At 69.3% G+C, this 16911-nt stretch carries 17 protein-coding genes; 5 read left to right on the forward strand and 12 right to left on the reverse strand.

What is annotated here, in order from left to right; genetic code table 11:
• Nucleotides 1-63: 63 nt before the first annotated feature.
• Both BLW75_RS11010 and BLW75_RS11015 read right to left on the reverse strand, forming a co-directional pair.
• The gene (locus tag BLW75_RS11010) at nucleotides 64-417 is read right to left on the reverse strand and encodes a DUF3099 domain-containing protein (protein WP_034317071.1); all 354 of its coding nucleotides are present in this window, start codon (nucleotides 415-417) and stop codon (nucleotides 64-66) included.
• Between the two features lie 17 nt (nucleotides 418-434).
• Nucleotides 435-1700: an amidohydrolase gene (locus BLW75_RS11015; RefSeq protein WP_034317075.1), complete on the reverse strand. Its 1266-nt coding sequence runs from the start codon at nucleotides 1698-1700 to the stop codon at nucleotides 435-437.
• A 27-nt stretch (nucleotides 1701-1727) separates the two neighbouring features.
• On the opposite strand from BLW75_RS11015, the gene BLW75_RS11020 reads away from it, so the two are divergent.
• The 4 genes from BLW75_RS11020 (at nucleotide 1728) to BLW75_RS11035 (ending at nucleotide 6979) form a co-directional block, all read left to right on the forward strand.
• Nucleotides 1728-3224 (forward strand): DUF7782 domain-containing protein, encoded by a 1497-nt coding sequence (locus tag BLW75_RS11020; protein ID WP_034317078.1) that lies wholly within the window; start codon nucleotides 1728-1730, stop codon nucleotides 3222-3224.
• Nucleotides 3224-3649: a D-aminoacyl-tRNA deacylase gene (gene dtd / locus BLW75_RS11025; protein ID WP_034317081.1), complete on the forward strand. Its 426-nt coding sequence runs from the start codon at nucleotides 3224-3226 to the stop codon at nucleotides 3647-3649. The genes BLW75_RS11020 and dtd overlap by 1 nt, the downstream gene beginning before the upstream one ends.
• 246 nt (nucleotides 3650-3895) lie before the next feature.
• The gene (locus BLW75_RS11030) at nucleotides 3896-4927 is read left to right on the forward strand and encodes a sigma-70 family RNA polymerase sigma factor (RefSeq protein ID WP_034317085.1); all 1032 of its coding nucleotides are present in this window, start codon (nucleotides 3896-3898) and stop codon (nucleotides 4925-4927) included.
• Between the two features lie 393 nt (nucleotides 4928-5320).
• Nucleotides 5321-6979 carry a fumarate hydratase gene (locus BLW75_RS11035; protein ID WP_034317088.1) on the forward strand — a complete coding sequence of 553 codons (1659 nt, stop codon included), beginning with the start codon at nucleotides 5321-5323 and terminating at the stop codon, nucleotides 6977-6979.
• A gap of 75 nt (nucleotides 6980-7054) precedes the next feature.
• Here the strand turns inward: BLW75_RS11035 and BLW75_RS11040 are convergent, their stop codons facing one another.
• The 9 genes from BLW75_RS11040 to BLW75_RS11080 all read right to left on the reverse strand — a co-directional run bounded on the left by BLW75_RS11040 (nucleotide 7055) and on the right by BLW75_RS11080 (nucleotide 14598).
• Nucleotides 7055-7462, reverse strand: a complete 408-nt coding sequence (locus BLW75_RS11040; RefSeq protein WP_034317090.1) for a hypothetical protein — start codon at nucleotides 7460-7462, stop codon at nucleotides 7055-7057.
• A gap of 172 nt (nucleotides 7463-7634) precedes the next feature.
• Nucleotides 7635-8102 (reverse strand): hypothetical protein, encoded by a 468-nt coding sequence (locus BLW75_RS11045; RefSeq protein WP_034317093.1) that lies wholly within the window; start codon nucleotides 8100-8102, stop codon nucleotides 7635-7637.
• A 36-nt stretch (nucleotides 8103-8138) separates the two neighbouring features.
• On the reverse strand, nucleotides 8139-8936 hold the full coding sequence (locus BLW75_RS11050; RefSeq protein ID WP_034317096.1) for an ABC transporter permease: 798 nt from the start codon (nucleotides 8934-8936) through the stop codon (nucleotides 8139-8141).
• Nucleotides 8914-9768 carry a 2-aminoethylphosphonate ABC transporter permease subunit gene (locus tag BLW75_RS11055; protein ID WP_034317099.1) on the reverse strand — a complete coding sequence of 285 codons (855 nt, stop codon included), beginning with the start codon at nucleotides 9766-9768 and terminating at the stop codon, nucleotides 8914-8916. Before BLW75_RS11055 ends, BLW75_RS11050 begins: the two co-directional genes overlap by 23 nt.
• Nucleotides 9765-10826 (reverse strand): ABC transporter ATP-binding protein, encoded by a 1062-nt coding sequence (locus BLW75_RS11060; RefSeq protein ID WP_034317102.1) that lies wholly within the window; start codon nucleotides 10824-10826, stop codon nucleotides 9765-9767. The genes BLW75_RS11055 and BLW75_RS11060 overlap by 4 nt, the downstream gene beginning before the upstream one ends.
• On the reverse strand, nucleotides 10823-11842 hold the full coding sequence (locus BLW75_RS11065; RefSeq protein ID WP_034317106.1) for a 2-aminoethylphosphonate ABC transporter substrate-binding protein: 1020 nt from the start codon (nucleotides 11840-11842) through the stop codon (nucleotides 10823-10825). Before BLW75_RS11065 ends, BLW75_RS11060 begins: the two co-directional genes overlap by 4 nt.
• Nucleotides 11843-11858: 16 nt before the next feature.
• The gene (locus tag BLW75_RS11070; RefSeq protein ID WP_034317334.1) at nucleotides 11859-12533 is read right to left on the reverse strand and encodes a phosphonatase-like hydrolase; all 675 of its coding nucleotides are present in this window, start codon (nucleotides 12531-12533) and stop codon (nucleotides 11859-11861) included.
• Complete coding sequence (locus BLW75_RS11075) at nucleotides 12527-13639, reverse strand: TIGR03364 family FAD-dependent oxidoreductase (protein WP_034317109.1); 1113 nt, start codon at nucleotides 13637-13639, stop codon at nucleotides 12527-12529. The genes BLW75_RS11070 and BLW75_RS11075 overlap by 7 nt, the downstream gene beginning before the upstream one ends.
• A gap of 182 nt (nucleotides 13640-13821) precedes the next feature.
• Entirely contained in the window at nucleotides 13822-14598 is a 777-nt protein-coding gene (locus BLW75_RS11080) for a GntR family transcriptional regulator (RefSeq protein WP_007033614.1), read from the reverse strand.
• Nucleotides 14599-14925: 327 nt separating this feature from the next.
• Between BLW75_RS11080 and BLW75_RS11085 the strand changes: the two genes are divergently transcribed.
• Nucleotides 14926-15732 carry a S1 family peptidase gene (locus BLW75_RS11085; protein ID WP_091597322.1) on the forward strand — a complete coding sequence of 269 codons (807 nt, stop codon included), beginning with the start codon at nucleotides 14926-14928 and terminating at the stop codon, nucleotides 15730-15732.
• A gap of 72 nt (nucleotides 15733-15804) precedes the next feature.
• On the opposite strand, the gene BLW75_RS11090 is transcribed toward BLW75_RS11085, so the two are convergent.
• Nucleotides 15805-16911, reverse strand: a complete 1107-nt coding sequence (locus BLW75_RS11090; protein WP_034317112.1) for an NAD(P)H-dependent flavin oxidoreductase — start codon at nucleotides 16909-16911, stop codon at nucleotides 15805-15807.

Genomic DNA, 16911 nt, shown 5'->3' on the forward strand with positions numbered 1-16911 from the left:
CGCGCCTCGTGAGTGGTAAGGACGGTTCTAACCGTCCTTACCACTCACGAGGCGCGAAACGGGTCAGCCGCCGTCGATGACGCGGTGCGAACTGCTTTCGATCCGCGTCGGTTCGGCCTGGTAGCGGTTGACCTTCTCGCTCTTGCGCGGCGGCCGGTCGTTGGCGATCAGGACGGCGACCCAGGGCAGCGGGATCGAGATCGCGATCAGCGCCAGCGCCAGCCACCAGGTCTCGTAGAAGATCCCGGCGAGGATCAGGCACGGGATGCGGAACGACATCATGATGATGTACTTCCGCTTCCTTTTGGCCAGCTGGTCTTCGTAGGACGGGGCGGCTTCGGTGATCAGCACCGGAGCGGGTTCCCTCGGTTCGGGACCGTGGGCGGGCGCGTTCACAGCACCACCTCCGGTCTCCATGCTCCCACTCGCCGGGCTCATCCGACACCCGGGTGGGTGAGCCGGTGCAGAGCCGCGACCACGAGCGTCTCGACACCCGCCGAAAGCGTCGGATGCGGGATCGGCGCGAAGAGCGGCGAATGGTTCGACGGGATGTCCTGTTCGAAGCGACCGGCGGTCATCGCGGCGATCACCTTGCCCTCGTCCAGGCCGCCGACCAGCCAGAACACCGAGGGGACGCCGGCCGCGCGGCCGAATTCGCTGAAGTCCTCACTGCCGGTGACCAGCGGCGCGGGCATCACCCGGCCCTCGCCGAAGTGGTCGCGGAAGACCGCGGTGAGCGCCTCGGTGGCCGCGTGATCGTTCTCGGTGACCGGGAACGCGCCGATCCGCTCGATCTCGGGCGGTTTCGGCGCGCCCGCGGTGGCCGCCTCGCCCTGGACGATCCGCTCGACCGCCGCGACGACCTTCTCCCGCACGGCCTGGTCGAACGACCGGATGTTGACCTCGAGGACGGCGTGGTCGGCGATGATGTTGTGCGCCGTGCCGACGTGCAGCGACCCGACGGTCACCACCGCCGACTCGGTCGCCGAGATCTCCCGCGACACGATGGTCTGGAGCTTGAGCACCACGGACGCGGCGAGCACCGCCGGATCCACCGTGGTCTCGGGGCGCGAGCCGTGCCCGCCGCGGCCGTGCAGGGTGATGCGGAGCGCGTCGGTGGCCGCCATGATCACGCCCGGCCTGGTCAGCACCCAGCCCGCCGGACCGGGTACGACGTGCTGGCCGAGCACGACGTCGGGCTTTCCAGCGGGGCCGAAGACCCCGTCGCGGACCATGCCGACGGCGCCGTCTCCCGCCTCCTCGCCCGGCTGGAACACGATCATCAGCGTGCCGGACCAGTGCTCGCGTCCGGCAGCGAGCAGCGCGGCGGCGCCGGAGAGCCAGGTGGCGTGCATGTCGTGACCGCAGGCGTGCATCACCGGGACGTCGCGGCCGTCGGCGTCGATCCCGCGCGCGGTGCTCGCGTACGGCAGACCGGTCTTCTCCTCGACCGGCAACGCGTCGATGTCGGCGCGCAGCATCACCTTCGGGCCCGGCCCGTTGCGCAGCACGCCAAGGACGCCGGTGCGCCCGATGCCGGTGTGCACCTCGTAGCCGTCGGCCTCCAGGCGCTTCGCCAGTTCGGCGGCGGTGCGGGTTTCGGCGAACGACAGCTCCGGATGCCGGTGGAGGTCGGTGTACAGGTCTTCCCATCCGGGCAGCGCCGCCTGCAGCGGTGCCAGGACACTCTCAAGGCTCACGACGTCATCCTGGCAGTATTACCCACCGTGAGCACACGAGCGGCCCTCCCCGACCTGTCCGACGACGTCTGCGCGAGGTTGCGGGACGCCTTCCGCCGGACGGGGTACGACACCGACGGCGTGGTCGGCGCCCTCGGCTCCGCGCACGCCGCCCTCGGCCGCGGCGAACCGGAACTCGCCTACCGCGCGACCCGCGACGCGGGTGACCTCGGCACGCTGATCCGGTTGTTCCTGCTGGGCTCGACCGAACCGGAGAAGGACGTCGAGGCCGCTTTCGCGCCACTGTCCCTCGATGACGCGGTCGCCGCCACACTGCTCGTGCCGGTCGCCGACGGCTACCGGGCCGGTCTCGACGTCCGCCCGCACGGCGACGACGAAGGCTCATGGTGGGTCGTTTCGGATCTCGACGCCGACGTCCTCGGCCAGACCGTGCCCGAAGACCACGTGCTCGGCGTCGGGCACGCGTCCCTCAGCCTCATCCGGGCCACCAGCCGCCGCGAGGTCGGCAGCCTGCTCGACGTCGGCACCGGCAACGGCGTCCAGGCGCTGCATGCCACGCGGCACGCGAAGCAGGTCACCGCCACCGACGTCTCGGCCCGCGCGCTGGCGCTGGCGGCGGCGACGTTCCGGCTCAATGAACTGGACGTCGAGCTCGTCCGGGGCGAATGGTTCGCGCCGGTCGCGCGGCGCCGGTTCGACCAGATCGTGTGCAATCCGCCGTTCGTGGTCGGCCCGCCGCGGGTCGACTACACCTACCGCGACTCCGGCCTCGCGGGTGACGACGCCAGCGCGCTCGTGGTGCGGCAGCTGCCCGGGTTCCTCAACGACGGCGGCACCGGCCAGCTCCTGGCGTCCTGGCTGCACGTGAAGGGCGAGGACTGGGGCGATCGGGTGACCCGCTGGCTGCCCGCCGAGACCGACGCGTGGTTCGTCCAGCGGGACATCGCGGACCCGGGACTGTATGTCGGCACATGGCTGCGTGACGCGGGCATCGATCCCCGGTCACCCGAAGGCCGCGCGAAATCCGGAGCGTGGCTCGACTGGTTCGCCGAAAACGACGTCCAGGGGATCGGGTTCGGCTTCGTCACCCTTCGGCGGGCGGACGGCGCGACTCCGACCATCGTGTGCGAAGACCTGCGCCAGGCCTACGACGACCCCCTGGGCGCCGAGGCCGCGAACTGGCTGGATCGGGTGGAATGGCTTCGCGCCAACGGTGATTCGCTCCTCGACGTCCGTTTCCGGGTCCCGGAAACGGTTCTCCTGGAGAGCGTCGCCGAGCCGGGTGCGGAAGGCTGGGCCACGACCGTCCAGCGGCTGCACCGCACCGACGGTCCCGGGTGGTCGCACGAAGTGGACGAACTCGCGACACGGCTGCTCGCGGGTTGCCAGGGCGCGCTGCCCCTGGAGGACCTGATCGTGCTCCTGGCGGCCGCTCAGGGGCTCGAACCGGAGGAACTGGCCGAAGCCGCGCTGCCCGTCGTCCGGGAACTGGTCCGGCACGGCATGCTCCTCCCGGCCGTCTGATGCGGGCGGTGGTGGCGAGGGTCACGGAAGCGAGCGTGACCGTCGGCGACGAGGTGACCGGTGCCATCGACGAGCCGGGTTTGCTGGTGCTGCTGGGAATCCATGCCGACGACGATGCGTCGAAGGTGCCGGCGATGGCCCGCAAACTGCACGAAGCTCGCATACTTCGCGACGAGGAGTCCTGCGCCACCACCGGCGCTCCCCTGCTCGTCGTGAGCCAGTTCACTCTTTACGGCGACACCCGCAAAGGCCGCCGTCCGTCCTGGACGGCGGCCGCCCGGCCCGAGGTCGCCGAACCCCTCGTGACGGCCGTCGTCGACGCGCTGCGCGAACGCGGCGCACGGGTCGAAACCGGCCGCTTCGGGGCCATGATGGCGGTCCGGAGCGTGAACGACGGTCCGTTCACCCTCCTCATAGAGGTCTAGACCACGTTTCCCTCTCCCCCGCACGGGCATTCTCAGGAAAAGCTCAGGGTTGGTGGAGCAACGTCCCAGGTCAGCCGCCCGTCTCCTCTGTAGCGGCCGGGAACGTTTTCGGACCTCCCGGCGTTGAGCCAAGTGTCCAGCCAAGCTGGGCCGAGGAGGAGTAGCCGGTTTTCCACAGGGCCTGCTACGCCGAGACGGACCCGGCGGACGACCGCAGCACGTTCAGCCCGTGACCGGGGAGGCAGAATGTCAGTCCAGACTCTCGAACGCGAAGCGCGCGGGATTCGCGAGCGCCGTATCCCGGCGCAATCCACCCAGGAGCCGGTGAGCACGGGGGCGCTCACCGACGCCGACCTCGACGCCCAGAGCCCGGCCGCGGACCTCGTTCGCGTGTACCTCAACGGAATCGGCAAGACGGCGCTGCTGTCCGCCGCCGACGAGGTCGAGCTGGCCAAGCGCATCGAAGCGGGCGTGTTCGCCCAGCACATGCTCGACACGGCCGAGGGCCTCACGCCGAAGCGGCGTTCGGAGATGACCGCCCTCGTGCGTGACGGGCACGTCGCGAAGAACCACCTGCTGGAGGCCAACCTCCGTCTCGTGGTCTCGCTCGCGAAGCGCTACACCGGCCGGGGGATGCCGCTGCTCGACCTGATCCAGGAGGGGAACCTGGGTCTCATCCGCGCGGTGGAGAAGTTCGACTACTCCAAGGGGTTCAAGTTCTCGACCTACGCCACCTGGTGGATCCGCCAGGCCATCACCAGGGGGATGGCCGACCAGGGACGCACCATCCGGCTGCCGGTCCACCTGGTGGAACAGGTGAACAAGCTGGCGCGTATCAAGCGCGATCTGCACCAGCAGCTCGGCCGGGACGCCACCCACGAGGAGCTGGCCGCCGAATCGGGTATCCCGGCGCACAAGATCTCCGACCTGCTCGACCACTCGCGTGACCCGGTGAGCCTCGACATGCCGGTCGGCACCGAGGAGGACGCCCCGCTCGGTGACTTCATCGAGGACTCCGAGGCGACCGACGCCGAGAGCGCCGTGATCTCCGGTCTGCTCCAGGACGACCTGCGCCGCGTGCTCGCGACGCTGGACGACCGCGAGTCCCAGGTGATCCGCCTGCGCTACGGCCTCGACGACGGCCAGCCGCGCACGCTCGACCAGATCGGCAAGCACTTCGGGCTTTCCCGTGAGCGCGTTCGGCAGATCGAGCGAGAGGTCATGTCGAAGCTGCGTCAGGGTGAGCGGGCGGACCGCCTGCGCGCCTACGCTTCGTAATGGTCATTGAGCCGTTTCGGCTCGGAAAAGCAACACCCGTTCGGCAGCGTTGACTTATGACCTGTGTCACGAGACCGTCGAGCAGGTAATAAGTCTTCGCGGTCGGGTGTTCACACCCGGATCGCTTTCCCCGGGAGGTCGGGTCCGTCGGGGTGGGCCCGGCCTCCCGAACTCTTTGTCCGGCGCGACGACAAATTGCAGCGCGGGAATTGCACTCGGCCCCGTGGGTCGTGAGTGGTAAGTGTCGTTCTAACGACACTTACCACTCACGACCCACTCGCGCCGGCGCCCACCGGCAGTGGCCCCGGTTACTTCCGCCGTGGCCTCTCCGGACCGGGCCCCGGGCTTGGGTACCGTGGGCGGGTTCCCGATGCCGGCAAAGGAGCCCGCGCAGTGGCGCCCACCACGTTCCAGTACACCGAAGTCCTTCCCCTCGCGAAGGACACCCGCACCGAGTACCGGCTGATCGGCACCGAAGGTGTCGAGGTCGTCGAAGCCGCGGGCCGGAAGTTCCTCAAGGTCGAGCCCGAGGCGCTGACCAGGCTCGCCAAGACCGCGATCACCGACATCCAGCACCTGTTGCGCTCGTCACATCTGGCGCAGCTGCGCGCGATCGTCGACGATCCCGAGGCCAGCGGCAACGACCGTTTCGTCGCGATGGACCTGCTGCGCAACGCGGCGATCTCGGCCGGCGGTGTCCTCCCGATGTGCCAGGACACCGGCACCGCGATCGTGATCGGCAAACGCGGTGACGGCGTGCTCACCGGCGCCGACGACGAGCGCGCGCTGTCCCGCGGTATTTTCGACGCCTATCAGGAGTTGAATCTGCGCTATTCGCAGATGGCGCCGGTGAATTTCTGGGATGAGCGCAATACGGGCACCAACTTGCCCGCGCAGATCGAGCTCTATCACAAAGATGGCCAAGGCGACCCGAGCTACGAATTCCTGTTCATGGCCAAGGGCGGCGGCAGCGCGAACAAGACGTTCCTCTATCAGGAAACGAAAGCCGTCCTGAACCCGAAGCGGCTCGCGAAGTTCCTCGACGAGAAGCTGCGCAGCCTCGGCACCGCCGCCTGCCCGCCGTACCACCTCGCGATCGTCGTCGGCGGCACGTCGGCGGAGTTCAACCTGAAGGTCGCGAAGCTCGCTTCCGCCCGCTATCTCGACGACCTGCCCACCGAGGGTTCCGAGCTGGGCCACGGTTTCCGCGACGTCGACCTCGAACAGCAGGTGCTGGAGATGACGCGCCAGTTCGGGATCGGCGCGCAGTTCGGCGGCAAGTACTTCTGCCACGACGTCCGGGTGATCCGCCTGCCGCGCCACGGCGCGTCCTGCCCGGTCGGTGTCGCCGTCTCGTGCTCGGCCGACCGCCAGGCGAAGGCGAAGATCACCGCCGACGGTGTCTTCCTGGAGCAGCTCGAACGCGACCCGGCGCAGTTCCTGCCGGACGTCACCGAGGACGACCTGTCCGACGAGGTGGTGACCGTCGACCTCAACCGGCCGATGGCCGAGATCCGCGCGCAGCTCTCGCAGCTGCCGGTGAAGACCCGTCTGTCGCTGACCGGTCCGCTCGTCGTCGCCCGCGACATCGCGCACGCGAAGATCGCCGAGCGGCTCGACGCGGGTGAAGAGATGCCTCAGTACCTTCGCGACCACCCCGTGTACTACGCCGGCCCGGCGAAGACGCCCGAGGGTTACGCGTCGGGCTCCTTCGGGCCGACCACCGCGGGCCGCATGGACTCCTACGTCGAGCAGTTCCAGGCCGCGGGCGGTTCGCTGGTGATGCTGGCGAAGGGCAACCGGTCCAAGAAGGTGACCGCCGCGTGCAACGAGTACGGCGGGTTCTACCTCGGCTCGATCGGCGGCCCGGCCGCGCGGCTCGCGCAGGACTGCATCAAGAAGGTCGACGTCCTCGAGTACGCCGAACTCGGGATGGAGGCGGTCTGGAAGATCGAGGTCGAGGACTTCCCCGCGTTCATCGTCATCGACGACAAGGGCAACGACTTCTTCGAGGCCACGTCGGAACCGGTGCTGCAGATCAGCTTCCGGTAACAGCCGTCCGGTCCGTGAAGGCCTCCTTCACTACCTTCAGGGTAGGGAAGGAGGCCTTCACGGCATTCCGGTCGGCTAGCGCATCTGCTTCAGGACCACGGTCCGCTCCCCCAGCGGCGCCGACAGCGTCACCGAGAGCACCGGATGCCGGATGTCCATCGTGCACATCTGGCCGGTCTGGCCCTTCAGTTCGGTCAGGTTGACGGTGACCCTGGTCCCGTCCTGCTGCGCGGCCTCCGCCGTCGCGTGCCCGCAGCCGCCTTCCTGGCCACGGATGTTCAGGATGGTCCCGCCGTTGCTGGTGTACACCTCACGCGGGTAGTCCGCGGGCAGCGCCGCCGCGTCGAGCTGCTTGTCCGGCAGCTTGGTGCTGCCTTCCGGAACCTCCTGGCGAGGCGCGCCCGGCACACCCGGCTGGCTTCCCGGCGCGGGCGTCGGGGACGAAGACGGCGTGGTCGGCGGTGCGGTCGGTGACGGCGGCACGGTACTCAGGGTGCCGCTCCCGGGTCCGGCCGCGGGTTCCGCTGCCTGGTTCTGCGCCCCGCAAGCGGATACCGCAACGACGATCAGGCCAAGGCCGATGACATTCGTTAAGTACCTCATGTGGCTAGGACGGAACGAGGCCGCTCGGGGGTTGCACAGGATCTCGACCCGCTTACAAGACGACGGTCCGCGCCCCCAGCGGCTCGGCGAGTTTCACCGGCAGGACGGCGTAGCGGATCACCTGCGGGCACATCTGCCCTGGCTTCCCGTGGTCGATGGTCACGTGGACCACGACCCGTTGCGCGTTCTCTTCCGCGAGGTTCGCCTTCGCCTCGTCGCAGCCGCTCAGTTCGATGTGCACGTTCAAGCCACCGGTCTCCGCGCTGACCTGTGCGGGCAGCTTGGTGTCGACCTGCGACGGCGGCAGCATCTTGTCCGAGGGAGGCGGGCCGACGGTCGGCCGGGAGATCGGCGGTTTCGCTCCCGGCGGGCTCGCCGGGAGCGAGGTGGGCAGATCCGAGGGTGTGGTGACGACCGGAGGAGTGCTCGTGTTCGCCGGTGCCCCGGGGCCGCCCGCGCCGCAGGCCGCCGTCGCGGCGAGCACGAGCCCCGCGCCCAGCGTCTTCGCTGCCTTCATCATGGTTTCAGGACGGGATGAAGCCCGCGCAGGGTTGCATCACCGCTGGGCGGCGCGGCCGCGGGCCAGTCCGAGGATCACCACCCCGGCGAGGGTGACGGCCAGCAGCAGCACCGTGCTCGCCGACGCCAGGAACACCTGTCCCCGGTCCGTCAGCGCGAAGATGCTCGCGGGCAGCGTGCGCCAGTCCGGCGGGTACAGCATCATCGTCGCGCCCAATTCGCCCATCGACATCGCCAGCGCGAGACTCGCCGACGCCGAGATCGACGGCAGCAGGACCGGCAGCCGCACCCGCAGCAGCACCCGGACCGGCGAAGCGCCGAGACTCGCCGCCGCCTGCGCCAGCAGCGGATCCATTCGCGCGATCGCGGCGGAGACCGTGCTGTAGGAGAACGGCAGCAGGATCATCACGTGTCCCAGCAGCACGATCCAGCGTGTGCCGTTGAAGGCGAGCGGCGGACGGCTGAACGCGACCAGCAGCGCCAGCCCCAGCACCACCGACGGTACGGCGATCGGCAGATGGAACAGGGTGTCGACGGCCTTCCGCAGCTTCGACGGCGCGGACCGCGCGGCGAGCGCGGCCCACGTCCCCAGCAGCACCGAGACCACCGACGCGATGACGCCGGTTTGGATGCTCACCGAAAGACTCGCGAACGTCTCCCCGGACAGCGCCTGCCCGAAATGCGAGCCGGTGAGCGCTCCTGGCAGCAACCCCGTCCAGTTCCCGGCGACCGACGCCAGCACGATCATCAGTAGGGGTGCCAGCACAATCGCGGTGAACAGCACCGCGAACACCGCCCACAGCAGGACGCGGCTACGCCTGGTCCACAGCAGCACGACGGCCTCCGTTCGTCAGTCGCCGGTAGGTTCCGTACAGAACGAGGGAGAAGACCACGTTGACCACCGCGATGACACAGGCCTGCGGGAAGTCGAAGGTGACGATCCCCTTGCCGTAGACCAGCATCGGCAGCGTCGTGACGTCCTTCGCGCCGAGGAACAGCACGATCCCGAACTCGTTCATCGCCAGCAACATGGTCAGGCAGGCTCCGGAAGCCAGTGACGGCAAGGCTTCCGGCAGGATCACCTGGCGCAGCACGCGGCCGGGTTTCGCACCGAGGCTGGCCGCGACCTCCATCTGCGCCGACGAGACCTGGCCGAACGCGGCGAGCGCCGGCCGCATCACGAACGGCGTGTAGAAGGTGATCTCCGCCAGCAGGATCCCGAACGGCGAGTACAGGAACCCGCCCGCGCCCAGGATCCCGGCGCTGCCGTAGATGAAGGTGAACGCGAGCGCGATGAGGAACGACGGGAACGCGAGCACGGTGTCCACCAGCCGTGAAAGCGTCCGCGCTCCGGGGAACGGAACGAACGCGATCACCAGCGCGAGGAACGTTCCCAGCACCACACAGCCCGCGGTGGCGCCGAGCGCGAGCGCGACGGTCTTCCAGGCGGCGTCCCGGAATTCCGCCGATCCCAGGACCTCCAGCCACACCGAAAGGCCGACCTCGCCGGTCTTCGACTCCAGGGACTGGAGGACGACCAGCACGAGCGGATAGCCGAAGAAGCCGAGCAGGACGAGCACCGGTGGCAGCAGGAACCAGCCGCGCCCAGGCTGTTTCTCCCGACGCCGCGCCGGTGCCGCCGTCGCGGCCAGTGCCAGACCCGTCATCCGACGCCCACCAGCGGGCAACCGTCCGGAATGGACACTCCGACCCGCTCCCCCACACTCGGAAGTCCCTCGATGTCCGGAACTTCGGCCCGGACTTCGTCCCCGTTGTGCGCCAGTTCGAGGTCGAGCCGGAAGCCCGTGCCACGCCACTGGACACCGCGCAGCACCGCGGGCAGGGCGCCGGGGGCGTCCACCGCGGTGATCCCGACCCGGTGTGGCCGGACGCCGAGCGCGACCGGTTGCCCCGCCCGGATCACGCCGGACGGGTCGGCGGCCAGTTCGCGGTCGCCGAGCCGGACCCTGGTGCCATCGGGGTGGATCAGCTCGACCGGGATGAGGTTGGAAGCACCGAGGAAGCTCGCGGTGAACTCCGTCGAAGGACGCTGATAGAGCTCGCGGCTCGGGCCGAGTTCGACGAGTTTCGAGTCGCGCATGACGGCGATCCGGTCGGCCAGCGCCAGCGCCTCACCCTGGTCGTGGGTGACGTAGATCAGCGTGGTGTCCGGGAGTTCGGCCCGCAGCCGCAGGAGTTCCGCGACCATGTCCTCGCGCAGGGCGGCGTCCAAAGCGGACAGTGGTTCGTCGAGCAGCAGCACGCGTGGCCGGATCGCCAGCGCCCGCGCGAGCGCGACCCGCTGCTGCTGCCCGCCCGAAAGCTCCCGCGGGTAGCGACGGGCGTACTTGCCCATCCCGACCAGCTCCAGCGCTTCGGCGACCCGGCTCGCCGTCTCGGCGCGAGGTGTCTTCCTCGCCTTGAGACCGAAAGCGACGTTGGCCTCGACCCGCATGTGCGGGAACAACGCGTAGCTCTGGACGACGACACCGAGACCGCGCCGGTGCGGTGGCAGATCGGTGACGTCCTCGCCGTCGAGCAGCACTCGGCCGGTGCTCGGCACGACGAAACCCGCGAGTGCCTTCAAGGCCGTCGACTTGCCGGAGCCGGACGGCCCGAGCATCGCCAGCGTCTCCCCTCTCGCCACGGTGAGGTCCAGTGGCGAGAGGGCGGTCGTCTGGCCGAAGCGGACGGAAACGCCGCGGAATTCGACCGCCGGGGTCATCGGCCCACGGCCTTCTTGTACGCGGCCAGGTCGGCGTCGAGCTTCGCGAGAACAGCGTCCCAATCCGGCTGCCAGATCTCGACGCCGTCGAGCGCGGCCTTCACCTTGTCCGCCCGCGGGCCGGACGGCGTGACGTCGGTCCGCGACGGGGCACCGAAGGCGTCGACGACCTTGCCCTGCACCTCGGACGAGAGCAGGAAGTCCAGGAACTTCTTGGCGTTCTCAGCGTGCGGCGCGTTGTTCACCAGGCCCGCGTAGTACGGGAGGGCGAAGGTGGAGCGCTTGCCCTGCGCGTCGGCCGGGAAGAAGACTTCGAAGCCGCCGCTCTTCTCGATCGCGGCCAGGTTCATCTGGACGTCGCCGTTGGCCACCAGGATCTCGGCCTTGGCCACCTTCGGCTGCAGCTTGCCCGTGGACGACGACGGGCCGACGTTGTTGGCTTCGAGCTTCGCGAGGTAGTCGAGCGCGCCCTGGTCGCCGAGGACGTGCTGGAGCTGCAGCAGGACCGCGGTGCCGTCGCCCGCCTCGCCGGGGGTCGAGTACTGGAGCTTGCCCTTGAGCGACGGGGACAGGAGGTCGTCCCAGGTCTTGGGCGAGGCCTGCGGGTTGCGGATGAAGCTGAGGTAGTTGTTCATGATCGCGAAGTAGCGGCCCTGGCCGTCCTTCTGCCCGGCGGCGACCTGGTCGATCCCGGCGGGGGCGGTGGCGGCGAGCAGGCCCTGCGACGCGGCCCGCTGGATGAACGGCGGGAGCGTGACCAGGATGTCGGCCTGGGTGTTCGCCTTCTCCTTCTCCACCCGGGAGGCGACCTCACCCGACCCGGCGGTGACCGCCTGGACGGTGATCCCGGTCTTGGCCTTGAACTCCTCGAAGCGCTGGGCGTACCAGTCTTCGAGACCGTCCACTGTGTACAGCGTGACGGTCTGGTCACCGGAGGCGCCGCCGGCGGTTCCGCCACAGGCGCCCAGGGTGAGGGCGAGCAGCCCGGCGAGGGCGGTGGCCGCGAGTTTCTTCATGTCGTCAAAGCTCCTTTTAGGACAGCAGGGTGGGGAGGTCGCGCACGGATTCGAGGACATGGGTGGCGCCGGCGGCTTCGAGCTCCGGCTTCTTCGCCGATCCGGTGAGCACGCCGGCGACGATCGAAGCGCCGGAGCGCAGCCCGGTCTGGACGTCCGACGGGGTGTCACCGGCGACGGCGATCCTGCGGACGTCGGCGATTTCGAGCCGCAGCGCGGCGGCGAGGACGAGGTCGGGGAACGGACGGCCGCGCACCCTCTCGCCCGGCGCCAGCACGGCGTCGGCGAGGCCGTGCCAGCCCAGGGCGTCCAGGATCGCGTTCTGCGTGGCGGGCGCGAAGCCGGTGGTGAGCGCGACCTTCACCCCTTGGGCGCGCAGTTCCTGGATCGTCTGCTCGGCGCCGGGGATCGGCTCGCAGTGGCCGTCGGCGACGAGTTTCTCGTAGGCGTCCTGGAAGGCGGTGTTCGCGCGTTGGGCGCGTTCCTCGTCTCCGTCGAGCAGGGCGCGGAAGACGACGATCTTGGACTGTCCCATCGTTTCGACGACGTAGTCGAGCATGCCGGGGAAGCGGCCGTCCTCTTCGGACACTCCGGCGGCGGCGATCGCGGCGGTGAAGGCGCGGATCACCAGACCGTCGTCGGCGACGGTGGTGCCTGCCATGTCCAGGACGACGAGTTCGGTGTTCACCAGGAGAGCTCCTCTGCGGTGTCTTCGGCGATGGCGGGGGAACAGGTCATCCCCCGGCCACCCGGTCCGGTGACGAGCCACGCGTTGTCCGCGACGCGGGCGCGATGCACGATCCGGGTGGTGTCGGTGGTCTGGGCGTAGACGCCCGCCCAACGGCGGGCGATGCGCGGGAGCGGCCGTCCGAGCAGCGCCCCGGCGACCTCGGCCAGGTGGTCGTACGGGTCTTCGGTGGTGTCGAACGAGAACGGCTCGTCGTATTCGTGGGTGTCGCCGATGGTCAGCGAGCCGTCGAGCCGCTGGACCATGAGCAACTGCATCTTGTGGGCCGCGGCGACTTCGCCCTGCGGCTGGCCCGCGTTGAGGCCGTCGAGCGCCTCGCCGCGGTACGCCGGGTAGTAGCGGAAGCTGTCCGCGTCGGCGACCGTGGTGGTGAGGGTTTCCCCGAGCGGCTCGGTCTGCGCCATCTGCAACCGCACCCGGCGGACCGGGGTCTGCCCGGCGAGTTCCTTGACCAGGCCACCGGTCCAGGCGCCGGTGCACAGCACCACGACGTCGCCTTCGTGGGTTTCACCCGCGTCGTCGACGACACCGCGATCGGTCAGGTCGCGGATCTCGCGGCCCGGCAGCCAGGTGTAACGGCCGGACTTCGCCAGCTCGGCGCGCAGGGCGGGCTGGGCGACGCGCGGTTCGACGGCGGCGTCGCGGTCGCACCAGAGCGCGCCGAGAAAGTCACCGCGCAGGGCCGGGTTCAGGTCCCGGGTCTCGGCGGCGTCGAGCAGCTTGAAGCCGCGGTCCTCCGTGCTCGCGGCCGCGGCCTCGGCGACGGCGAGTTCGGCTTCCGTGCGGACGACGGTGAGTGAGCCGTTCGGCCGGAAGCCGATCCCTTCGACCCGTTCCCCGATGCGCTCCCACAGCACTCGCGCCCGCGCGGCCGTCCCCAGTTCGGGGCCACTGGCGCGGCCGCCGACCCAGACCAGGCCGAAGTTGCGCACGGACGCGCCCCTGGCCTCGGGTTCCCGTTCGATCTGGACGACGTCGTGGCCGCGTTCGACGGCCTGCCAGGCGTGCTGGGTGCCGAGCACTCCGCCGCCGATGATGAGGATTCGCACACCGCAGACGCTCGCCTGCGCGCACCAACGCTCCGTGGCCCCCGCCCTAACCGCAGGTGAAGTGCCTTCGAAATGTGGACCAGACCTGTTATCTTCGCGTTATATTACTCCGCGTTTCGCCCTCTGGAAGCGGTCGTTGAATCCGCAAGTATCGCGTTCAGAGGGCCGAATGCGGCGGGTGGCTACTCCACGCGGCCCAGTCGGGTCTCGAAGGAGAGCCGGTCGCCGCGGAACAGCGACCGGACGCGCTCGAACGGGATACCGTCCGGCCCCCACGACGTCCGGTGCATCAGCAGCATCGGCAGGGCCGGGTTCGTCCCGATCAGCAGAGCCTCCCGGGGCGTGGCGAGCACGGTCTCGACCCGCTCTTCCGCTCCGTCGAAAACGACGCCGAGCCGTTCCCGCAAACAGGCGTAGAGCGACTGTGTGGGATCGAACACATCCATCAGCGTCGGGAATCGCGCGGCGGTGAGATAGGTCGATTCCAGCCCGACCCGCTCGTCGTCGGCGAGCAGCACCCGTTCGATGTGGATGACGTCGTCTTCGGGATCGATTTCCAGTTCCGAAGCCAGCGACGGGCCCGCTTCCCGGCGTTCCAAAGAGATCAGATTCCGGCCCGGCTGAATGCCCTGCCTCCTGAGTCCTTCGGTGTAACTCACCAAGGCGAGCGGCTGGACGAGCTTGGGGCCCGCGACGTACGTGCCGCTGCCCTGCCGCCTGCTCAGGCGCCCTTCGAGCACGAGTTCACCGACGGCCTGGCGGACCGTCGCACGGGAAACCTCGAATCGTTCGGACAGTTCTCTTTCGGTGGGAAGTACCGCTCCTTGCCCTAATTCCGAGATCACGTCGAGCAGATCGACTTTGACCGCGTAATAGCGGGGAATCCGGCCGTGCTCGGGAATTCCGTCCCGGACCGGGCCGTCGGCGGGTGGATGAAGTCTTGGCGAACGCGCTTTCACGATCCAGATCCTAGGCCCGTTTCCCCATGCCTGTACTGACCCGAACGAAGTGTTCATGCCACGCTCACACTGGTGGCCGAAAAGGGCACCTTCGGCAGGCGTTCAGCCTTCCGGCGGTTCCGGCGATCGCCGCTCCCGGAGTAGAGGCGTTGGGCGCTCCGGCCTACGCCATTCGTCGGCGACCAGGCGCGGACGTCCGTTAATCACCATCATCGGCCGAAAGATCCGAAGAAAGTTGGTTGTCCCGGAGTATGCCCACCTGCTGTAGTCAGTTGGCCGCAGTCAGTCTCCCTGCCTCCACTGTGGACAGCCGGAAGGAATGAACCCTTGGACATCAAGCGTCGGTTCAGCCTGCTCAAAAAGACCCTGATCGCCGTCGCGGCGGCCGGAACCCTGGCGGGTCTCGCCACCGCTCCACAAGCCGCGGCCGCCCAGCCGCCGTCCACCGACGTGGTCGGTGGTACCCGCGCCGCTCAGGGTGAATTCCCTTGGATGGTCAGGCTTTCCATGGGTTGCGGCGGTGCGCTGTACACCCCGCAGATCGTGCTGACGGCCGCGCACTGCGTGTCGCGGACCGGGGCCAACACGGGGATCACGGCCACCCTCGGCGTCGTGGACCTGCAGAGCACCGCGGCCAAGAAGGTCAAGTCGACCTACGTGTACCGGTCGCCGACCTACCCCACCTCCACCGGCGGTGACTGGGCCCTGATCAAGCTCGCCAGCCCGGTCAGCGGCATCCCGACCCTGCCGATCGCCACCACCACCGCCAACAACAGCGGCACGTTCACCGTCGCCGGCTGGGGCGCCGCGACCGAGGGCGGGGCGCAGCAGCGCTACCTGCTCAAGGCCAACGTCCCCTTCGTCTCCGACTCGACCTGCAAGGCGCAGGGCGGCAGCTACGCCGACCTGATCGACAGCGCCGAGATCTGCGCGGGCAACGTCAGCTCCGGCGGCGTCGACACCTGCCAGGGTGACTCGGGCGGCCCGATGTTCCGTCGCGACAGCGCCGGGGCCTGGATCCAGGTCGGCATCACCAGCTGGGGCGAAGGCTGCGCGCGGGCGCACGCTCCCGGCGTCTACACCGAGGTGAGCACCTTCGCGACCGCGATCAAGAACGCGGCCGCCGGTCTCTGATCTCTCGCACGGCATGCCCTGACTCGTGAGTGGTAAGGACGGTTCTAACCGTCCTTACCACTCACGAGTCTTTCAGCGGGTCTTGTCCAAACGCGACAGTGTCTCTTCGTACCCCGACACCAGTTCCGTGATCACGTCGGCGACCGGGCGCACCCGGTCCATCCGCCCGACGATCTGCCCCACCGGCATCGAGACCACGCTCGGATCGGCCGCGTGGTGGATCCGGTTGTGGGCGTGGGAGACCAGCAGGTTCTGCAGCGGCATCGGCAGCGGTTCGGGCGCGTCGGGCGCGGCCCATGCCTCGGTCCACCGCGTTTTGAGCAGCCGCGCCGGTTTTCCGGTGTAGATCCGCGTCCGGACGGTGTCGGACGAACCCGCCGCGACCAGCGCGCGCTGCATCGCCTCGGACTCCCCCATGGTCTGGAGGTATTCCTCGGTGGCGAGCCAGAAGGAGCCCATCCACACCCCGGACGCGCCCAGCGCGAGCGCCGCCGCGACCTGCCTGCCCGAGCCGATCCCGCCGGCGGCGAGCACCGGGACGCGGTCGCCGACGGCGTCCACCACCTCGGGCAGCAGGACCATCGACGCGATCTCGCCGGTGTGCCCGCCCGCCTCGTAGCCCTGCGCCACCACGATGTCGACGCCGTTGTCGACATGCCGCACGGCGTGTTCGGCCTTGCCCGCCAAGGCCGCGACCGGCACGCCCTTCGCGTGGCACTGCTCGATGACGTCCACCGGCGGTGACCCCAGCGCGTTGGCGATCAGCCGGATGGGGTGTTTCAGCGCGACCTCGACATGGGACCGGGCGACCGAATGCAGCCAGCCCAGCACTCCCGCGCGTTCGTCGGTGTCGTCCGGCAACGGCGGCACCGCGAGATCGCGCAGCGTCCGCTCCACGAAGTCGCGATGCCCCTGCGGGATGTGTTTCGCGAGATCGATCGACGTCCCCTCGGCCGGGACCTTCGCGGGCATCACGATGTCGACGCCGTAGGGCTTCCCACCGGTGTTCTCGTCCATCCAGGACAGGACGGCGTCGAGCTCGGCGGCGTCGTTGAACCGCACGCAGCCCAGCACGCCGAGACCGCCCGCCCGGCTGATCGCCGCGGCGACGTGCTCGGACGGGGTGAACCCGACGATCGGCAGGTCGATCCCGAGCCGGTCGCACAGAGACGTCCGCAT

Origin of the sequence: Amycolatopsis lurida, assembly GCF_900105055.1 — a bacterium.
Taxonomy (GTDB): Bacteria; Actinomycetota; Actinomycetes; order Mycobacteriales; family Pseudonocardiaceae; genus Amycolatopsis; species Amycolatopsis lurida.